The 19,563-nt window shown below is 63.7% G+C and carries 19 protein-coding genes; 11 read left to right on the top strand and 8 right to left on the bottom strand.

What is annotated here, in order from left to right:
- Positions 1-225 precede the first annotated feature (225 nt).
- On the top strand, positions 226-498 hold the full coding sequence (locus BQ8794_RS22025; protein ID WP_077380769.1) for an usg protein: 273 nt from the start codon (positions 226-228) through the stop codon (positions 496-498).
- Between the two features lie 128 nt (positions 499-626).
- On the opposite strand, the gene BQ8794_RS22020 is transcribed toward BQ8794_RS22025, so the two are convergent.
- Both BQ8794_RS22020 and BQ8794_RS22015 read right to left on the bottom strand, forming a co-directional pair.
- Positions 627-1,661, bottom strand: a complete 1,035-nt coding sequence (locus tag BQ8794_RS22020; RefSeq protein ID WP_077380768.1) for an aldo/keto reductase — start codon at positions 1,659-1,661, stop codon at positions 627-629.
- Positions 1,662-1,699: 38 nt separating this feature from the next.
- Positions 1,700-2,878: an MFS transporter gene (locus BQ8794_RS22015; RefSeq protein WP_077380767.1), complete on the bottom strand. Its 1,179-nt coding sequence runs from the start codon at positions 2,876-2,878 to the stop codon at positions 1,700-1,702.
- A 137-nt stretch (positions 2,879-3,015) separates the two neighbouring features.
- On the opposite strand from BQ8794_RS22015, the gene BQ8794_RS22010 reads away from it, so the two are divergent.
- On the top strand, positions 3,016-3,924 hold the full coding sequence (locus BQ8794_RS22010; RefSeq protein WP_077380766.1) for a LysR family transcriptional regulator: 909 nt from the start codon (positions 3,016-3,018) through the stop codon (positions 3,922-3,924).
- 52 nt (positions 3,925-3,976) lie between these two features.
- Here BQ8794_RS22010 and BQ8794_RS22005 read toward each other — a convergent pair whose 3' ends face one another.
- The 4 genes from BQ8794_RS22005 to BQ8794_RS21990 all read right to left on the bottom strand — a co-directional run bounded on the left by BQ8794_RS22005 (position 3,977) and on the right by BQ8794_RS21990 (position 6,534).
- Complete coding sequence (locus BQ8794_RS22005) at positions 3,977-5,026, bottom strand: aldo/keto reductase (RefSeq protein ID WP_077380765.1); 1,050 nt, start codon at positions 5,024-5,026, stop codon at positions 3,977-3,979.
- Positions 5,027-5,140: 114 nt separating this feature from the next.
- A complete protein-coding gene (locus BQ8794_RS22000) occupies positions 5,141-5,542 on the bottom strand; it encodes a type II toxin-antitoxin system VapC family toxin (protein ID WP_077380764.1) in 402 nt (133 codons plus the stop codon).
- Positions 5,542-5,796, bottom strand: a complete 255-nt coding sequence (locus BQ8794_RS21995) for a type II toxin-antitoxin system Phd/YefM family antitoxin (protein WP_077380763.1) — start codon at positions 5,794-5,796, stop codon at positions 5,542-5,544. Before BQ8794_RS21995 ends, BQ8794_RS22000 begins: the two co-directional genes overlap by 1 nt.
- Before the next feature lie 75 nt (positions 5,797-5,871).
- On the bottom strand, positions 5,872-6,534 hold the full coding sequence (locus tag BQ8794_RS21990; protein WP_077381001.1) for a YggS family pyridoxal phosphate-dependent enzyme: 663 nt from the start codon (positions 6,532-6,534) through the stop codon (positions 5,872-5,874).
- Positions 6,535-6,680: 146 nt separating this feature from the next.
- Between BQ8794_RS21990 and leuS the strand changes: the two genes are divergently transcribed.
- Entirely contained in the window at positions 6,681-9,305 is a 2,625-nt protein-coding gene (leuS, locus tag BQ8794_RS21985; RefSeq protein WP_077380762.1) for a leucine--tRNA ligase, read from the top strand.
- On the top strand, positions 9,292-9,879 hold the full coding sequence (gene lptE, locus BQ8794_RS21980; RefSeq protein ID WP_077380761.1) for an LPS assembly lipoprotein LptE: 588 nt from the start codon (positions 9,292-9,294) through the stop codon (positions 9,877-9,879). Before leuS ends, lptE begins: the two co-directional genes overlap by 14 nt.
- A 126-nt stretch (positions 9,880-10,005) precedes the next feature.
- On the opposite strand, the gene fsa is transcribed toward lptE, so the two are convergent.
- A complete protein-coding gene (fsa, locus tag BQ8794_RS21975) occupies positions 10,006-10,659 on the bottom strand; it encodes a fructose-6-phosphate aldolase (protein ID WP_077380760.1) in 654 nt (217 codons plus the stop codon).
- A gap of 92 nt (positions 10,660-10,751) precedes the next feature.
- On the opposite strand from fsa, the gene BQ8794_RS21970 reads away from it, so the two are divergent.
- Positions 10,752-12,935, top strand: coding sequence for a primosomal protein N' (locus BQ8794_RS21970; RefSeq protein WP_077380759.1), 2,184 nt, complete (start codon positions 10,752-10,754; stop codon positions 12,933-12,935).
- A gap of 223 nt (positions 12,936-13,158) precedes the next feature.
- Here BQ8794_RS21970 and BQ8794_RS21965 read toward each other — a convergent pair whose 3' ends face one another.
- On the bottom strand, positions 13,159-13,404 hold the full coding sequence (locus BQ8794_RS21965; protein WP_077380758.1) for a type II toxin-antitoxin system Phd/YefM family antitoxin: 246 nt from the start codon (positions 13,402-13,404) through the stop codon (positions 13,159-13,161).
- A 210-nt stretch (positions 13,405-13,614) separates the two neighbouring features.
- On the opposite strand from BQ8794_RS21965, the gene BQ8794_RS21960 reads away from it, so the two are divergent.
- The 6 genes from BQ8794_RS21960 (at position 13,615) to BQ8794_RS21935 (ending at position 19,414) form a co-directional block, all read left to right on the top strand.
- On the top strand, positions 13,615-14,010 hold the full coding sequence (locus BQ8794_RS21960; protein WP_077380757.1) for an AGROH133_08824 family phage infection protein: 396 nt from the start codon (positions 13,615-13,617) through the stop codon (positions 14,008-14,010).
- A 246-nt stretch (positions 14,011-14,256) separates the two neighbouring features.
- The gene (locus tag BQ8794_RS21955) at positions 14,257-14,817 is read left to right on the top strand and encodes a F0F1 ATP synthase subunit delta (RefSeq protein ID WP_077380756.1); all 561 of its coding nucleotides are present in this window, start codon (positions 14,257-14,259) and stop codon (positions 14,815-14,817) included.
- On the top strand, positions 14,817-16,346 hold the full coding sequence (gene atpA, locus BQ8794_RS21950) for a F0F1 ATP synthase subunit alpha (protein WP_077380755.1): 1,530 nt from the start codon (positions 14,817-14,819) through the stop codon (positions 16,344-16,346). The genes BQ8794_RS21955 and atpA overlap by 1 nt, the downstream gene beginning before the upstream one ends.
- Positions 16,347-16,379: 33 nt before the next feature.
- Positions 16,380-17,264 carry a F0F1 ATP synthase subunit gamma gene (locus BQ8794_RS21945; RefSeq protein ID WP_077380754.1) on the top strand — a complete coding sequence of 295 codons (885 nt, stop codon included), beginning with the start codon at positions 16,380-16,382 and terminating at the stop codon, positions 17,262-17,264.
- Positions 17,265-17,336: 72 nt separating this feature from the next.
- A complete protein-coding gene (atpD, locus tag BQ8794_RS21940; protein WP_167378807.1) occupies positions 17,337-18,908 on the top strand; it encodes a F0F1 ATP synthase subunit beta in 1,572 nt (523 codons plus the stop codon).
- Positions 18,909-19,006: 98 nt separating this feature from the next.
- A complete protein-coding gene (locus BQ8794_RS21935) occupies positions 19,007-19,414 on the top strand; it encodes a F0F1 ATP synthase subunit epsilon (protein ID WP_077380753.1) in 408 nt (135 codons plus the stop codon).
- Positions 19,415-19,563 lie beyond the last annotated feature (149 nt).

Genomic DNA, 19,563 nt, shown 5'->3' with positions numbered 1-19,563 from the left:
TTATTAACAGTTCTGCGGTGACGGCAACATTAGACGTTGGATTCGCGCGGCGGGATGCCGCAGACGTCGTTCTCACCGCTATCAGCACTCGACTACGATCGCTGCTAACCACATGTTTTTGCGTCGTAAATCTGGCGACTAACTACGAAATATCAATAGACGATTAAGCAAATTGCGCGCACAATTTCAAACTGGGAGGAAAGGAGAATCAACCAGGGGACCGCGATGCGTGACCATTCCGAGATGGACCTGATGCTCAAGGGCTACGGCTTGACCACGGCCAAGATTCTTTATCACTTTCCCGATCACCCGCATCTGCTGCAGAGTTTTATCTGGCAGGACTACGACATCGCCCCGAAATTTCCGGTGCTGATCCGGTTCATCGAGTTCTGGCAGGCCAAGCTCGATGGTCCACTGCATTCGGTGAGCTATACCCACCAGAAGCTGATCGCGCCCAATGAGTGGCGGAAGCTCGACGGCGAGTTCGTGCTGCATTAGGCAACGGCGCAGGACGTTAGCTGGCAGTGTCTGCTGAGGGCGGCGCTTTACGGCGCCCTCCTCTGTCGGGGAGATGTCCGGCAGGACAGAGGGGGGCGCTGTCCCGCGGCCTGTCGGCCCGCGCGCAATTAAACCGCGGGCGGGCTGAGCCGGGCAAAACCCTCCTGCCGGCGATAGGGGAAATACGGATAGGCTGCGGTCACTGCGCTTGCCGCGTCGAGCTTCTTGATCTGGTCTGATGTCAATGACCAACCAACTGCACCGAGGTTCTGGCGCAGCTGTTCCTCGGTGCGCGCGCCGATGATGACAGAGGCGACGGTCGGCCGCTGCAGCAACCAGTTGATGGCGATCTGCGGCACGGTCTTGCCGGTTTGCCTGCCCACGGCCTCGAGCGCATCGACAACCCGGTAGAGCAACTCGTCTTCGACCGGCGGCCCGAAGCTTGCGGTGTCATGCAGCCGGCTTGTTTCCGGCAGTGGCTCGCCGCGGCGGATCTTGCCGGTCAGGCGGCCCCAGCCGAGCGGGCTCCACACCAGCGCGCCAACGCCCTGGTCGAGGCCGAGCGGCATCAACTCCCATTCATAGTCGCGCCCGACCAGCGAGTAATAGACCTGATGGGCGACGTAGCGCGGGTAGCCGTGCTTGTCCGCCAGGCCGAGCGATTTCATCACTTGCCAGCCGGAAAAGTTGGAGACACCGATATAGCGCAGCTTGCCGGCGCGCACGAGACTGTCCAGCGTCGACAGCACCTCCTCGATCGGCGTTGCGGCGTCGAAAGCATGCAGCTGCAGCAGGTCGATGTAATCGGTGCCGAGCCGCTTGAGCGCGTCCTCGACCGAATTGATGAGGCGCGAACGGGAGGAGCCGGCATCATTGGGTCCGTCGCCCATCGGCAGCGAGGTCTTGGTCGAAATCAGCACGGCATCGCGGCGGCCCTTGATGGCCGCGCCGAGCACCTCCTCGGAGGCGCCGTTCGAATAGACGTCGGCGGTGTCGAACAGGTTGACGCCGGCCTCCAGGCAGATGTCGACCAGCCGCCGCGCTTCTGTCGCATCGCTGTTGCCCCATGCGCCGAACAGCGGCCCCGAACCGCCGAAGGTTCCAGCGCCGAACGAGAGCGCCGGGACCTTCAGGCCCGAGGCGCCAAGACGTCGATAATCCATCTTTTTCTCCTGTGATGTCTAAGGGGTTCGTCGGGTTGCTACGAGCGGGCAGATGCCGGTTCTCCAAGCGTCGGGCGATCGAGGCGCAGCGCCAGCCACGCCACGGCGAGCGCCGAGAGCGGCAGCAGGGCAGCGACCCAGGTGACGGCGCCAAGGCCGGGGCCATGGGCGATGACCATGCCGCCGAGCCAGGCCCCGGCGGCGTTGCCGAGGTTGAAGGCGGCGATGTTGAAGGACGAGGCGAGGCTCTGGCCGGCGCCTTCAGCCTTTTCCAGCACCCACATCTGCAGCGGCGCTACGGTGGCGAAGGCGGCGGCGCCGAGCAGGCCGACATAGATCACGGCCATCGCCTGGTTGTGCAGGGCGAAGGTCATCGTGCCGAGCACCAGCGCCAGCACAACGAGACTGCCGAGGACAGAAGGCACCAGCCAGCGGTCGGCGAACTTGCCGCCGGCGAGATTGCCGGCGATGAGGCCGCCGCCGAAAACAAGCAGGATCGGCGACACCGCTGCTTCCGAAAAACCGGTGATCTCGGTCAGCAAGGGGGCGATATAGGTGAAGACGGCGAAGACGCCGGCATAGCCAAGCACGGTGGTGGCGAAGCCAAGCAGAACCGGCGCGCGGCCGAGCACGACGAGATCGCTGCGCAGGTGGCTCTTTTCCAGCGCTGCCGGGCTGCGCGGCACCAGCAGGAGAATGATGGCGAAGGCGACGATGCCGACCAGGGTTACAGCCCAGAAGGTCGCCCGCCAGCCGAAGGCTTGGCCGAGCCAGGTGCCGAAAGGCACGCCGAGGATGTTGGCGATGGTCAGGCCGGTGAACATCAGGGCGATCGCCGAGGCCTTCCTGTTGGGCGCCACCAGCCCGGTCGCAACGACCGAACCAACGCCGAAGAAGGTGCCGTGGGCGAAGGCGGCGAGCACGCGGGCAGCCATCAGCGTCCAGTAGTCGGGGGCCAGCGCGCAGGCGAGGTTGCCCAGCGTGAAGACCGCCATCAGCGCCAGAAGCACGGTCTTGCGCGGCCAGCGGCCGGTGACGATCGTCAACAGCGGCGCGCCGATGACGACGCCCAGCGCATAGCCGGAGATCAGCTGGCCGGCGGCCGAGATCGAGACGCCGAGATCGGTGCTGACGTCGAGCAGCAGGCCCATGATGACGAATTCGGTGACACCGATGCCGAACGCACCAGCGGCGAGAGCATAAAGAGCAAGAGGCATCGCGGGTCCCACTTCGATGACAGCAGTTTTGACGACAGGACGCCGTGTCCTCCTGTGCCCCGACCCGGAAGATCGTGTTGCCATGTGCTGTGAACCAGCCTTGCGTCGGGCACATTGTCTGTGAAATAGATTCACGAATGGCGAGGCCTGACATCAACCGCTCCGGCGAGATCGAAGTGTTTGTCCGTGTCGTCGAAGCGGGCAGTTTTTCGGCTGCGGCGCGGATGCTGCGGATGACGCCGTCGGCGGTGAGCAAGCTGATTGCGCGGCTGGAGGCGCGTCTCGGCGCGCGGCTGATCAGCCGTTCGACGCGCAAGCTGCAACTGACACCGGAGGGAGCGGCCTTCTTCGGCAGCGGCGTGCGCATCCTGGCCGACATGGCGGCAGCCGAGCGCGAGGCGGCGGCCGGTGCTGCGCCGCGCGGTCGGCTGCGGGTCAACAGCTACGTGCCGTTCGGGCAGCACCGGCTGATCCCGCTCTTGCCGCGGTTTCTCGAACGCTATCCGGAAATCGCCATCGATCTGGTTTTGACCGACAATGTCATCGACCTGATGGAGGAGCGCGCCGATGTCGCCATCCGCGCCGGGCCGCTCGGCGAATCACGTTTGGTGGCGCGCAAGCTCGGGCAGAGCCGGCTGGTCGTCGTCGCCGCGCCATCGTACATCAGGACGCATGGCGCGCTCCAAACGCCGGCCGATCTCGATCGTCACAACCGGATGGGTTTCTGCTTCGTGCGCCATGTCGACGGCTGGCCCTTCGTCGGTGCGGCCGGCGAGGCCTTCATCGTCCCGATCACCGGAAACGCGCTGGTCAGCGACGGCGAGGCGATGCGGCTGATGGCGCTCTCGGGCACTGGCATCGCCCGGCTGGCGCGCTGGCATGTGGCGCCCGACATCGCCGCCGGCCGGCTGGTCCCGCTTCTGGAGGACTTCAACCCCGGCGACGAGGAGCTTACCCACGCTGTTTACGTCGGCCAGGGCAAACATTTGCCGGCGCGAGTGCGGGCATTTCTCGACTTTCTGGTCGAGACGGTCCGGCTGAGCTGAGCCCAAAAAGATCGGGAGCCCGCCGGCTCCCGAAATCGAAGATGAGATTGACTTACTTTTTCGGCGCAAAGGGCGCCGGACGCCGGCCAGCCGCCTGGCGCTCGAGCATCCAGCCCGGATATTCGGATGGCAGCGCGCTGACTTCGTCGAGACGAGCAAGATCGTCGCTGTCGAGCTTCAACTCGGTGGCGGCAAGGTTCTGTTCGAGCTGCTCCATGCGGCTGGCGCCGATGATCACGCTCATCACAAAAGGCTTGGCCAAGACATAGCCAAGCGCCACCGTGGCGACGCTGACGCCGTGCTTGCCGGCGATCTCGCGCATGACGGCGACCGCCGCCCAGGCGCGGTCTTCATTGACCGGCGGGAAATTGAAGCTGGCGCGGCGGCCCTCGCCATTGCCGGGCGCGCCGGGCCCGTATTTGCCAGAAAGCAGCCCGCCCGCCATCGGCGACCAGACCATCAGCCCAAGCTTCTCCTCGTTGAGCAACGGCACGATCTCGCGCTCCAGATCGCGGCCGGCGATCGAATAGTAGGACTGGACCGTCTCAAAACGGGCAAAGCCCTTGCGTTCGGCGATGCCTAATGCCTTGGCGATGCGCCAGGCCGCCCAGTTCGAGACGCCGACATAGCGGACCTTGCCGCTGGTAACCAGATCGTCGAGCGCCCGCAGCGTCTCGTCGATCGGCGTCACCGCGTCGGTGCCGTGCAACTGATAGAGATCGATATGGTCCAGTTGCAGCCGCTCGAGACTGCCGTCGACCGAGTCCATGATGTGGCCGCGCGAGGAGCCGCGCTGGTTCGGGCCGTCGCCCATGGCGCTATGGACCTTGGTGGCGATGATCACGTCCTGCCGCTTGATGCCGAGATTGCGCAGCGACTGGCCGAGAAGCCGTTCCGATGCGCCGAAGGAATAGACATCGGCTGTGTCGAAGAAATTGACGCCGGCGGCGAGCGAGCGCTCGACGATTCTGTCGACGCCATCCTGGTCGAGGCTGGCGATCAGGCCCCATTGGGCGTTTTCGCCGGCGGCGCCGAAGGTCATGGTGCCCAGGCAAAGTTCGGAGACGAACATCCCCGTGTTTCCAAGTTGATTGTAGCGCATGGTGCGGCTCCGGGAGTTTTGGAATGATCCGGCCGATATAGGAACGATACGTTTCGTTTCCACTTGTTGGCGTAACGGCCTAGTGGTTCTGGACCAAGTTCCGCGACGCGAAGGTCAGATTGTCCAAGGGTTAAGGACCGTCACCCCGATATCGTCGAAATCGGCGGCGTTGCGCGTAACCAGAATGAGGTCGTGGACGACCGCGGTGGCGGCGATGAGCGTGTCGGCGCTGCCTCGCGTACGGCCAGCCGAGATGCGACCCCACGACAACGCGACATCTTCAGTAACCGCAAGGATGCGGTCGGCATTGTCGCGCCGAAGCTCTCGCAGCCACAGATCGAGGCGCGTTGCCCGTTCGGGATCGACCTTGCGCAGTTTGACGATCCCGCGTTCGATCTCGCCGAGCGTGATGACGCTGAGATTGACCGAAGCCGGATCCACTGAAGCCAGCCAGGCGGTCGGCTTGGGCAAGCGTCGTTCCACATCCGAAACGATGTTCGTATCGAGCAGGTACATCAGAGGTCGATGTCGCGGATCATCGTATCCGAGCGACGGTTGACCTCCTCGGCGAAATCATCATCCCAGACCGGACCGCTCAGAAGATATTCTGCCAGTGACTTCTTTTTTCCCGACAAGCGGTCATAGTCTTCGGCAGAAAGCACTACGGCCGCGCGCTCGCCACGCAGGGTCACCGTCTGCGGTCCCTCGCTGCGCGCGCGCTGAACAACTTTGGAAAAGTTGTTTTTCGCATCCTGAAGATGCCAGTTCATGGGTCCTCTCATAGCTAGCTTGGCTAGATATATGCCTGACGCGCCCGACTATCAAGGCTGATCGCTAAACTGCCGCTAGCGGCTGCCGAAGATCGCCGAGCCGACCCTGACACTTGTCGCGCCGAAGGCTATCGCGGTTTCGTAGTCGCCGGACATGCCCATCGAAAGCTCCTCCATCCCTGCCTCCCTGCTGAGCTTTTCCAGCAGCGCGAAATGCGGGCCGGGATTCTCGTCGGCCGGCGGAATGCACATCAGGCCTTCGATGGCGAGGCCATGGACCTCGCGGCAGCGCGTAACGAAGGGTACGGCTTCGCGCGGCTCGATCCCTGCCTTTTGCGGTTCCGAGCCGGTGTTGACCTGAACATAGAGTTTTGGTGACCGGCCTTGTCTGGCGATCTCCTTGGCGAGTTCGGCGGCGATCTTCTCGCGATCGACCGTCTCGATGACGTCGAACAGCGCGACCGCTTCCTTCGCCTTGTTCGATTGCAGCGGACCGATCAGATGCAGCTCGATGTCAGGGAAAGCTTGCTTCAGCGCCGGCCATTTGGCCTGTCCTTCCTGGACGCGGTTCTCGCCGAAGACGCGCTGGCCGGCTTCGATGACCGGGATGATATCGTCGGCGCTGAAGGTCTTCGAGACCGCGACCAGCGTCACCGCGCCGGCTTGCCGTCCCGCTTCGCGCTCGGCGGCGGCGATCCTCGCCTTGACCGTGAAAAACTGTTCGACGGCGCTCGCCATGCCTATATCCTGACTCTGGTTTTTGTCCTGGCCGGAGCGTCGCAGTTGACGGGTCCGGCAATCCATGGTGAACACCGCGACGACATTTCCTGAGCCGCCGGGCATGTCCGGCTGTTCGCGCATGCTTTTTAAGTGAAAAACACCCGATGGCAACCGAACGATACAATCCGCGCGCATCAGAGCCCAAATGGCAGAAGGCCTGGGACGCCAAGAAGCTGTTCGAGGCTGACAACGACGACCCGCGTCCGAAATACTACGTGCTCGAGATGTTCCCCTATCCTTCGGGGCGCATCCATATCGGCCATACCCGCAACTACACGATGGGCGACGTGGTGGCGCGCTACAAGCGGGCCAAGGGTTTCAACGTGCTGCACCCGATGGGCTGGGACGCCTTCGGCATGCCGGCCGAGAACGCGGCGATGCAGAACAAGGTCCATCCCAAGGACTGGACCTATCAGAACATCGCCGCCATGCGCGAGCAGCTCAAGGTCATGGGCCTGTCACTCGACTGGACACGCGAATTCGCCACCTGCGATGTCGACTATTACCACCGCCAGCAGATGCTGTTCCTCGATTTCGTCGAGAAGGGGCTGGTGACGCGCAAATCCTCCAAGGTCAACTGGGATCCGGAGGACATGACGGTGCTTGCCAACGAGCAGGTCATCGACGGACGCGGCTGGCGCTCGGGCGCGCTGGTCGAACAGCGCGAGTTGACGCAGTGGTTCTTCAAGATCACCGACTATGCGCAGGATCTGCTGGACTCGCTCGAAGGCCTCGACGAATGGCCGGAAAAAGTGAAGCTGATGCAGGCGAACTGGATCGGCCGTTCGGAAGGCCTGCTGATCCGCTGGCCGCTGGTCGCGCCGATTGCTGGCGAGGATGAGCTGGAGGTCTACACGACGCGGCCGGACACCATCTTCGGCGCCTCCTTCATGGCGGTCGCAGTTGATCATCCGCTGGCCAAGAAGGCGGCCGAAAGCAATCCGGCGCTGGCCAAGTTCATCGACGAGGTTCGCCACATGGGCACGTCGGTGGCGGCGCTGGAAACGGCCGAAAAAAGGGGCATGGATACCGGTATACGAGTCGTCCATCCGTTCGAAGCGAACTGGACGCTGCCTGTCTATGTCGCCAATTTCGTGCTGATGGAGTACGGCACCGGCGCCATCTTCGGTTGCCCGTCTGGTGACCAGCGCGACCTCGACTTCGCTAACATATACGGCCTACCGGTCATTCCGGTGGTGATGCCGGAAGGCGAGAATCAGGGAAACTTCCAGATCATCGACGAGGCCTATGTCGGCGATGGCGTGATGATCAATTCGCGCTTCCTCGACGGCATGAAGCCTGATCAGGCGTTCGACGAGGTGGCGAAGCTGCTGGAACAAAAGACCATCGGCAACCGGCCGATGGCTGAGCGCAAGGTCAACTTCCGCCTGCGCGACTGGGGCATTTCGCGCCAGCGCTACTGGGGCTGTCCGATCCCGATGATCCACTGCGAGGATTGCGGCGTGGTGCCGGTGCCGAAAGCGAACCTGCCGGTCAGGCTGCCGGACGACATCGAGTTCGATCGCCCCGGTAATCCGCTCGACCGCCATCCGACCTGGCGGCACGTCAAATGCCCGCAATGCGGCAAGGATGCACGCCGCGAAACCGACACGATGGATACGTTCGTCGATTCGTCGTGGTATTTCGCGCGCTTCACCGCGCCCTGGGCGAACGACCCAACCGATCCCAAGGCAGCTACCGAATGGCTGCCGGTCGACCAGTATATTGGCGGCATCGAGCACGCCATTCTGCACCTGCTCTATTCGCGCTTCTTCACCCGCGCCATGCGCGAGACCGGCCATGTCGATCTCGCCGAGCCGTTCAAGGGCCTGTTCACGCAAGGCATGGTGGTGCACGAGACCTATCGGGTCGGCAGTGGCGCGAACAGCCGCTGGCTTGCGCCCAGCGAGGTTCGGCTGGAGGACGTCGACGGCAAGCGCCGCGCCATCGAAATCGCGACCGGCGAAGGGGCGGTGATCGGGCCGCTCGAAAAAATGTCGAAGTCGAAGAAGAACACGGTGAGCCCGGAAGAGATCACCGACGGCTACGGTGCCGATACCGCGCGCTGGTTCATGCTGTCGGACTCGCCACCCGAGCGTGACGTCGAATGGACCGACGAGGGCGCCGCCGGCGCGCACCGCTTCATCCAGCGTATCTGGCGCCTGGTGTCGACGGCTGCCGAATCGCTCGCCGGAATCCAGCCGGCAGCGGCGAAGCAGGGCGAGGCAGGGACAGTTTCCAAGGCCGCGCACAAGATTCTGAAATCGGTCGGCGAGGACATCGAAAAACTCGCCTTCAACCGCGCCATCGCCCGCATCTACGAACTCGCCAATGCGCTCACCACGCCGCTCAACGAGGCGGCCGAAGGCAAGGCCGATCCGGCGCTCAAGGCTGCCTGCCGGCAAGCCGTCGACATCCTCGTGCATGTGATTGCGCCGGTCATGCCGCATCTGGCCGAGGAATGCTGGCAGACGCTCGGCGGTACCGATCTGGTCGCCGAACGGCCCTGGCCTGTCTATGACCCGTCGCTTGTCGTCGACAGCGAGATCGTGCTTCCGGTCCAGGTCAACGGCAAGAAGCGCGGCGATTTGACAATTGCCCGCGACGCGGACCAAGGTGCCGTCGAAAAAGCGGTTCTGGCTCTCGACTTCGTGCAGAAAGCGCTCGAAGGTAAGGCGCCGCGCAAGGTGATCATCGTCCCGCAGAGGATCGTCAATGTCGTTGCCTGATCCGAGGAAGACAGAAGTGACGCATTTGCTGCGCCGTGCCGCCTTGTATGGGCTGGTCGCTTCGCTTGCGCTGGTTTCGGCCTGCACGGTGCGCCCGCTCTATTCGAGCGCGCCGCTGTCGGCCGGTTCGCAAGTTGGCGCTGCAGCCGAACTCGGGTCCATCTCGGTCAAGCCGGTCAACACCCGCTACGCCCAGCAGGTCCGCAACAATCTGATCTTCGCGCTCGGCCAGGGTGCGGGCGAGCCGGCTTCGCCCGCCTATTCGCTCGATCTCGGCGTTACCGAACTTGTTGAATCCTCTGCAACCGTGCAGGTCTCGACCGATGACGACGAGCCAACCGCGGGCACGGTGACACTGACCGCGAACTATGTGCTGACCGACGCCAAGACCGGCACGACCATCGCCACCGGCAAGCGCTCGATAGCGTCGTCCTACGACAAGCCCCGTCAGGAGTTTGCCTCCTACCGGGCGCAAATCGACGCCGAGAACCGCGCGGCGCGTGAACTGGCGGACCTGTTGCGCCTGTCGATCGCCCAGGATCTGGTCAAGCACGGCAAGACGGTGGCGGGTTAAATCTTTTTCGGCCGGATCGAGACGTTCCGGTTACCGCCGAGGCCTGGTTGCTGGCGTACAAAAAGGCCGATTGCTCGGCCTTTTTACGGGAACGCGGCGTCTTAATTTCAGCCGACCTTCTTGATTTCAGCCGATTGTCTGGCCGGTCTTGGCCCAGTCGGCGAGGAACTGCTCCAGGCCCTTGTCGGTCAGCGGGTGCTTGACCAGCGCCTTCAGCGTCGCCGGCGGCGCGGTGATGACGTCGGCGCCGATCAGTGCGGCCTGCTTGACATGGTTCACCGTGCGCACCGAGGCGGTCAGGATCTCGGTCTGGAAATCATAATTGTCGTAGATGGTGCGGATATCGGCAATCAGCTCCATGCCGTCCCAGCCGCTGTCGTCGATGCGGCCGACGAAGGGCGAGATGAAGGAGGCGCCGGCCTTGGCGGCGAGCAGCGCCTGGGTCGCCGAGAAGCACAGCGTGACATTGACCATGCGGCCGTCCGACCGGATGTCCTTGCAGGCCCTCAGGCCGTCCAGCGTCAGCGGCACCTTGATGCAGACGTTATCCGCGATCCTGGCCAGGATCTTGGCCTCGGCCATCATGTCCTTGTATTCGGTGGCGACGACTTCGGCCGAAACCGGGCCCTTGACGATCTCGCAGATCTCTCTGGTGACGTCGGCGATCTTGCCGCCGGATTTGAGGATCAGCGAAGGATTGGTGGTAACGCCGTCGAGCAGCCCCAAATCGTTCAGATCACGGATTTCCTTGACATCGGCGGTGTCGACAAAAAATTTCATGACGGTCTCCTGTAGATTTTTTCATGTGCATGTTCATGCACCTTTGGGGTCGGACTTTGATCTAGACGAAAGTCGGGGCAAGGTCACGCCTCATGATCGAAGATTCGCCCTTTGTCGCGGCCGCACCGGTGCTGGTGCCGATGCCCGCCGAGCGGCCCTACACCTATGCCGTGCCCGCCGGCATGCGCGTAGTGCCGGGCTCGATCGTGCGCGTGCCGCTCGGTCCGCGCCAGGTTGCCGGCATCGTCTGGGACGGCGTTGTCGAAAAGGTCGATGCCAAGAAACTGCGCCCGATCGAGCAGGTCTTCGACTGCCCGCCAATCGACCGCGCTATGCGCCGCTTCGTCGACTGGATCGCGCAATACACGCTGTCGCCGCCCGGCATGGTGGCGCGCATGCTGCTGCGGGCGCCGGAGGCCTTCGACCCGGAACCGTGGATCGAAGGGCTGCAACGCACCTTCGCCAACCCCGACCGGATGACGAGCGCGAGGATGCGCGTGCTGGAAACAGCCGAAGGCGGGCTCGCCTGGACGCGGTCCGGGCTGGCGCATGCGGCCGGCGTGTCGTCGACCGTCATCGATGGGCTGAAGGCGCAAGGCGTGTTCGAGACCGTCATGATCCCGCCGCGACCGGTGGTCGCAGCACCCGATCCGAATTACGCCCAGCCTTCGCTGATGCCGGACCAGAGCGATGCGGCCGGGATGCTGCGCACCAATGTCGCGGCCGGCGTATTCGGCGTCACGCTGCTCGACGGGGTGACTGGGTCAGGCAAGACGGAGGTCTATTTCGAGTCGGTGGCGGCGGCGCTCGACCGCGGCAAGCAGGTGCTGATCCTGCTGCCGGAGATCGCGCTGACCCACGCCTTCCTCGAGCGCTTCCAGGAACGGTTCGGCGCCAAGCCGGCGGAATGGCACTCGGACCTGCCGCCAAGGATGCGCGAGCGTGTCTGGCGGCAAGTGGCGGAAGGTGGCGTGCGTGTCGTTGCCGGCGCGCGTTCGGCGCTGTTCCTGCCGTTCAGGGAACTCGGGCTGATCGTTGTCGATGAGGAGCACGACCCGGCCTACAAGCAGGAGGACCGCGTCTTCTACAATGCCCGCGACATGGCGGTGGTGCGTGGCCATATCGGCGGCTTTCCGGTGGTGCTTGCCTCGGCGACGCCGTCGGTCGAAAGCCGGGTCAATGCGAGCCAGGGCCGCTACAACAGGGCGGTGCTTTCGGCGCGCTTTGCCGAGGCGGCGCTTCCCGACCTGAAGACGATCGACATGCGCCGCGCCCCGCCGGCTCGCGGCGGCTTCCTGTCGCCGGTGCTGCTTGGCCATATGCGGCAGACGTTGGAGAAGAAGGAACAGTCGCTGCTGTTCCTCAACCGACGCGGCTATGCGCCGCTGACGCTGTGCCGGGTCTGCGGCCATCGCTTCGGTTGCCCGGTCTGCTCGGCCTGGCTGGTCGAGCACCGCTTTCGCGGCCAGCTCGTCTGCCACCATTGCGGGCACAATGAGCGGCGGCCCGAGGCCTGCCCGGAATGCGGCACGCTCGACCATCTGGTCGCCTGCGGGCCGGGCGTCGAGCGCATCGCTGAAGAGGTCGTCGCGCATTTCCCCGACGCCCGAACCATCGTCCTGTCGTCCGACCTGATGGGCGGCGTGCGGCGGCTGAGGCTGGAGCTTGAAGCCATCGCCAATGGCGAGGCCGACATCGTCATCGGCACGCAACTCGTCGCCAAGGGTCACAATTTCCCTGACATGACGCTGGTCGGCGTGGTCGACGCCGACCTCGGCCTGGCCAATGGCGATCCGCGCGCCGCCGAACGCACCTTCCAGCTGCTCAGCCAGGTGACCGGCCGCGCCGGCCGCACCGGCAAGAAGAGCCTTGGCCTGCTGCAGACCTTCCAGCCTGACCACCCGGTGATGCGGGCGATCGTCTCCGGCGACGCCGAGGCTTTTTACGAGCGCGAAATCGCTGAGCGCGAGCGGGCGGTGCTGCCGCCTTTCGGCCGGCTCGCCGGCGTCATCATCAGTGCGGCGACACGAGCGGAAGCGGAGGGCCATGCGCGGGGTTTGCGGCGCGCCGCGCCTCAGGCCGCCGACCTGTTCGTGCTCGGCCCGGCCGAGGCGCCGCTGTCGCTGATCGGCGGCCGCCATCGCTTTCGCCTGCTGATCCAAGCCGAGCGGCGCGCCGACATGCAGGGGTTCATTCGCGCCATGCTGGCCGACGGACCGAAGCTACGGGGCTCGGTGCGCGTGCAGGTCGACATCGACCCGCAGAGCTTTTTGTGAGGCGTCGAATTATGCTTCCGAGGCGCGTTCGGTGAATGGGTTCAGGTAAGGCACGTCGAGAATCGCGAAATGCCGGGTGTCGGCCGTCAAAACTGACAGGCCGTTCAAACGGGCAGTGGCTGCGATCAGGATATCCGCCAGACCCGCCAGTTCTGCACGTGTGACGGAAGCAGAGGCCGACCAGGTGCAAAGGCCGAGCGAAAAATATCAAGCAGATAGCCGGTCAAAACTCCACTTCCCGCGACGGCGATTCGTTTCGCTCAAGCTCGATGCCGCCTGGATACTGAAGCAGGAAATCCACGAAGTCTTTTTGGCTGTTCTGCGGATAAAGTTTCCGTCCCTCGCCAATTGGCACCACCATGACTGCGGGCTTGCCGTGCTTGGTGATTACCGTGGGCTCACCGTTCTCAGCAGCCTCCACGAGCGCGGAAAGGCTGGCCTTTGCCTCACGTAGTTGCAGCGTCTTCATGCGCCGAACCCTTGTGGTCCCATGTAGTCATAGTATGGGAATTGTGCAGAAAAAACAGCCCATCTTGTACGTTCTGTTAGCCCGGTCGAGGCAGCGGTCGCGTTCGCGTTGGACTGATGCGCGCCCGTAATTCGCGAGGCCATCTGGCGCATGTCTCTTGCTTCGCTAGAATGCCCGAAATTTCGAAACAGCCATTTGCGAGGGGACAGTATGGAATTTGCGTTTCCGTGGCCGATGAGCCAGGGCGAATGGCTGGCGTGGTCGAGCGCGGTCGTGACCTTGCTGCTGGGCCTGCTGCTGTTCCTGGCGCCAAGGCTTGGCTTCCGAATTCTCAGGCTGCAGGTCAAGCCCGAAAAGGCGGCGGCGATCGCCGAAGGGCGCGGCAGGATGTCGGGTTTTTATCTCGGCGTCGGCCTGTGCTGCATTCTGCTGGCGCAACCGCTGCTCTACATGGCGCTTGGCTTTTCCTGGCTGTTCACCGCCTTCGGCCGTTTGCTGTCGATGATGTCGGATGGCGCCAATACGCCTTTCAACTGGGCTTCCATCGTGGTGGAACTGGTGCTGGCGGCGCTGCCGCTTGCCTTCGCCTTCGGCTTTGTGCCTTGAATCAAAGGCTAATTCGGGACCGGCGGTCGAACCGCGCCGCCGGATGCGACAATAGTGCCTGAAAACCATGCAGGACGACGCATTGCGGTCTTAAAATGCCTGTGCTAGACGGCAATCGACTTTCGGCCGGGGATAGCGGAAGCCGCGTCTTCGTGCTTGGAAAAATGCAGTAAGGTCAAAGATTTAGCCAGAGTTTTCGCTCGCGCCAATAATCTGCGGCCTGTCAGACAAGAGAAAAGACGGTCCGTGGCCCAATCGTCATCGCCAATCTCAGGTGTCGCAGAGCGCTATGCGGGTTCGCTGTTCGAACTCGCGCTCCAGGCGAATTCGGTCGCCCAGGTCGAGGCCGACCTCAACAGTTTCGCGGCGATGCTCGAAGGCAGTGCGGATCTGACCCGCCTGATCAATAGCCCGGTGTTCTCCAGCGAGGACCAGGCCAAGGCCATTGCGGCGATCGCCGACAAGGCAGGGATCACCGGCCTCACCGGCAATTTCCTGCGCGTCGTCGCCCAGAACCGCCGGCTTTTCGCCATCCCCGGCATGATCAAGGCATTCCGCCAGATCGCCGCCGAGCATCGTGGCGAGACCGCCGCTGAAGTGACCTCGGCGCATGCGCTGACCGACGCCCAGCAAACCGAGCTGAAGGCGGCGCTGAAAAGCGTTGCCGGCAAGGATGTCGCGATCACCGTGACCGTCGATCCGTCGCTGCTCGGCGGGCTGGTGGTCAAGATAGGCTCGCGCCAGATCGATACGTCGCTCAAAACAAAACTCAATTCGCTCAAGCTTGCACTGAAAGAGGTCGGCTGATGGACATCCGCGCCGCGGAAATTTCCGCAATTCTGAAAGATCAGATCAAGAATTTCGGCAAGGAGGCCGAGGTCTCCGAAGTCGGCCAGGTTCTGTCCGTGGGCGACGGCATCGCCCGCGTCTATGGCCTCGACAATGTCCAGGCCGGCGAGATGGTCGAGTTCCCCGGCGGCATCCGCGGCATGGCGCTCAATCTCGAAGCTGACAATGTCGGCGTCGTCATCTTCGGCGCCGACCGCGACATCAAGGAAGGCGATATCGTCAAGCGTACCGGCGCCATCGTCGACACGCCGGTCGGCATGGGCCTGCTCGGCCGTGTCGTCGATGCGCTCGGCAACCCGATCGACGGCAAGGGCCCGATCCAGGCGACCGAGCGCAAGCGCGTCGACGTCAAGGCGCCCGGCATCATTCCGCGCAAATCGGTGAACGAGCCGATGTCGACCGGCCTCAAGGCCATCGACGCGCTGATCCCGGTCGGCCGCGGCCAGCGCGAGCTGGTCATCGGCGACCGCCAGACCGGCAAGACCGCGATCATCCTCGACACGATGCTCAACCAGAAATCGGTGCACGAGCACGGCCCGGAGAAGGAAAAGCTCTACTGCGTCTACGTCGCCATCGGCCAGAAGCGCTCGACCGTCGCGCAGTTCGTGAAAGTTCTCGAAGAGCGCGGCGCGCTCGACTACTCGATCATCGTCGCCGCCACCGCGTCCGACCCGGCGCCGATGCAGTACCTGGCGCCGTTCACCGCGTGCACCATGGGCGAATATTTCCGCGACAACGGCATGCACGCGCTGATCTCCTATGACGATCTGTCGAAGCAGGCGGTCGCCTATCGCCAGATGTCGCTGTTGCTGCGCCGCCCGCCTGGCCGTGAAGCCTATCCGGGCGACGTGTTCTACCTGCACTCGCGCCTTCTGGAGCGGGCCGCCAAGCTCAATGACGAAAATGGCGGTGGTTCGCTGACTGCGCTGCCGATCATCGAGACCCAGGCCAACGACGTGTCGGCCTACATCCCGACCAACGTCATCTCTATCACCGACGGCCAGATCTTCCTGGAAACCAATCTGTTCTTCCAGGGCGTCCGCCCGGCGGTCAATGTCGGCCTGTCGGTGTCGCGCGTCGGCTCCTCCGCGCAGATCAAGGCGATGAAGCAGGTCGCCGGCTCGATCAAGGGCGAGCTCGCGCAGTATCGCGAAATGGCGGCCTTCGCCCAGTTCGGCTCCGATCTCGACGCCGCCACGCAGCGCCTGCTCAACCGCGGTGCGCGCCTGACCGAACTCCTGAAGCAGCCGCAATTCTCGCCGCTCAAGGTCGAAGAACAGGTCGCGGTGATCTTCGCCGGCGTCAACGGCTATCTCGACAAGCTGGCAATCGACCAGGTCAGCAAATTCGAGCATGGTTTGCTCAGCCACATGCGCTCGGCTGGCAAGGCGGTGCTCGACGGCATCCGCAAGGAGAAGGCACTGTCGGACGATCTGCGCGCCAAGCTGAAGGCGGAGATCGATACCTTCGCCAAGACCTTTGCTTGAACGAGGCCGGATGGACGGGATCAGGTTTGAAGCATGCCTTCACTAAAAGACCTTCGTAACCGTATCGCCTCGGTCAAGGCGACGCAGAAGATCACCAAGGCGATGCAGATGGTCGCCGCGGCGAAGCTGCGCCGCGCGCAGGAGGCGGCGGAAGCCGCGCGCCCCTATTCGGAGCGCATGGGCGCGGTGCTGGCCAACATCACCCAGGCGATCGGCGGCGGCGGCGAGGCCCCGGCGCTGATGACCGGCACCGGCAAGGACGATGTGCATCTGCTCGTCGTCTGCACCGCCGAGCGTGGTCTGTGCGGCGGCTTCAATTCGCAGATCGCGCGCCTTGCCCGCGACCACATCCGCAAGCTTCTGGCCGACGGCAAGCAGGTCAAGATCATCTGCGTCGGCAAGAAGGGGTTCGACATCCTGCGTCGCGACTACGCGGCGCTGATCCTCGAGCGTGTCGACTTGCGCGAAGTGAAGACGCTCGGCTTCGTCAATGCCGATGCCATTGCCAAGAAAGTCATCCAACTTTTCAACGAGGGTGGCTTCGACATCTGCACGCTGTTCTATTCGCAGTTCAAGTCGGTGATCAGCCAGATCCCGACGGCGCAGCAGATCATTCCGGCCGGCGTGCCATCGGCCGCCGCCGAGACGACGAATGGCGGCAACGCCGTCTATGAATATGAGCCGGAGCCGGGCGAAATCCTTTCCGACCTCATCCCGCGCAACATTTCCGTCCAGGTTTTTCGCGCTCTGCTCGAAAACGCCGCCGGCGAGATGGGCGCCAAGATGAGCGCCATGGACAATGCGACGCGGAATGCCGGCGACATGATCAACAAACTGTCGATCACCTACAATCGCCAGCGGCAGGCGCAGATCACCAAGGAATTGATCGAAATCATTTCGGGCGCCGAGGCGCTCTAGCCGCGCTCCGATGAAGGTCACCGGCCTTCAAGCGGATCGCGTGAGAAACAAAGGACGAGAAGGGTAAAGACGATGGCGAAAGCAGCGACCCCCCAGAAGGCGGCTCCGAAGGCCGCCGCGAAGGCAGTGGCACCGGCAGCAGCAGCGAAGGCCGCACCGGCCACGAAGGCGGTCGCGCCCGCCAAGGCCGCCGCATCCAAGGCGCCGAGCGTTTCCATCAAGAAAACCGGCCTTGCCGGCAAGGTCCGCCAGGTCATCGGCGCCGTTGTCGACGTGCAGTTCGGCGAACATCTGCCGGCGATCCTGAACGCGCTGGAGACGGTCAATGTCGGCAACCGCCTGGTGCTCGAGGTCGCCCAGCATCTTGGCGAGAACACGGTGCGCTGCATCGCCATGGATTCGACCGAAGGTCTGGTCCGCGGCCAGGATGTCTATGACACCGGCGCGCCGATCACCGTGCCGGTCGGCCCGGGCATGCTCGGCCGCATCATCAACGTCATCGGCGAGCCGGTCGACGAGGAAGGTCCGGTCGATGGCATCGAGATGCGTGCGATCCACCAACCGGCGCCGTCCTATGTCGAGCAGTCGACGGAAGCGCAGATCCTGGTCACCGGCATCAAGGTTCTCGACCTGCTGGCACCCTACGCCCGTGGCGGCAAGATCGGCCTGTTCGGCGGCGCCGGCGTCGGCAAGACGGTGCTGATCCAGGAACTGATCAACAACGTCGCCAAGGCGCATGGCGGCTTCTCGGTGTTTGCCGGCGTCGGCGAACGCACGCGCGAGGGCAACGATCTCTATCACGAGTTCATCGAGTCCGGCGTCAACAAGAAGGGCGGCGGCGAAGGCTCCAAGGCAGCACTTGTCTTTGGCCAGATGAACGAGCCGCCGGGCGCGCGCGCCCGCGTCGGCCTGACCGGGCTGACGGTTGCCGAATATTTCCGCGACCAGGGCCAGGACGTGCTGTTCTTTGTCGACAACATTTTCCGCTTCACGCAAGCGGGTTCGGAAGTGTCGGCGCTGCTCGGCCGTATTCCTTCGGCCGTGGGCTACCAGCCGACGCTGGCCACCGACATGGGTGCGCTGCAGGAGCGCATCACCACGACGACCAAGGGTTCGATCACCTCAGTGCAGGCGATCTACGTGCCAGCCGACGATCTGACCGACCCGGCGCCGGCGACCTCGTTCGCCCACCTGGACGCGACGACCGTGCTCAACCGTGCGATCTCGGAGAAGGGCATCTACCCGGCTGTCGATCCGCTGGATTCGACCTCGCGCATGCTCGACCCCATCGTGGTCGGCGAGGAGCACTACCAGGTCGCGCGCCAGGTGCAGTCGATCCTCCAGCGCTACAAGTCGCTGCAGGACATCATCGCCATCCTGGGCATGGACGAACTGTCGGAAGAGGACAAGCAGACGGTGGCCCGCGCCCGCAAGATCGAGCGCTTCCTGTCGCAGCCGTTCTTCGTCGCCGAAGTGTTCACGGGTTCGCCGGGCAAGCTGGTCGACCTCGCCGACACCATCAAGGGCTTCAAGGGTCTCTGCAACGGCGACTACGACCATCTTCCGGAAGCTGCCTTCTACATGGTCGGCGGCATCGAGGAAGCAGTCGAGAAGGCACAGCGCCTCGCGGCCGAAGCGGCATAATCAAGCGAATAGCGAATAGGGAGTAGCGAATAGGGGCGATGTGAGCCGAGCGTTTTTGTCTATTCGCTACTCACTACTCGCTATTCGCTAAGTTGATCATGCCTGAAGCTTTCCAATTCGAACTGGTCTCGCCGGAGCGCCTGCTGGTCTCCGAGCAGGTCGAAGCCGTCGTCATTCCTGGCGCCGAAGGCGAAATGACCGTCATGGCCCATCACGCGCCGGTCATGACCACGATCAAGCCCGGCGTCGTCACCGTGAAGACCGCGGAAGGCAGGGCAGAGCGCTACGTCGTGTTCGGCGGCTTCGCCGACATCGTTCCGGCGGGTTGCACGCTGCTCGCGGAATCGGCTGTAGCCGTCGGCGACATCGACCGCGCCGACCTCGCCCGCCGCATCCAGGAAGCCAGGGAAGACGTCGCCGACGCGAAGGACGACGAGACCCGCAGCAAGGCCGAGCAGTTCCTTAGCCAGCTCACCACACTCGAAGGCGCCATCCTGCCGGCATAGAGGGCAGGGCCATCCCTTAGCCATGCCAAGGCGGAGAGCAGCTCTTGGGATACATGCGATTGGTCGCGCAGAATGAGTGTTCTGCAGCGATCCTTCGCGCCCCCCTCTGTCCTGCCGGACATCTCCCCCACAGGTGGGGAGACTGATCC

This window comes from Mesorhizobium prunaredense, assembly GCF_900156895.1.
GTDB lineage: Bacteria > Pseudomonadota > Alphaproteobacteria > Rhizobiales > Rhizobiaceae > Mesorhizobium > Mesorhizobium prunaredense.
The sequence above is the reverse complement of the archived record's forward strand: the minus strand, read 5'-3'. Positions and strand labels throughout refer to the sequence as shown.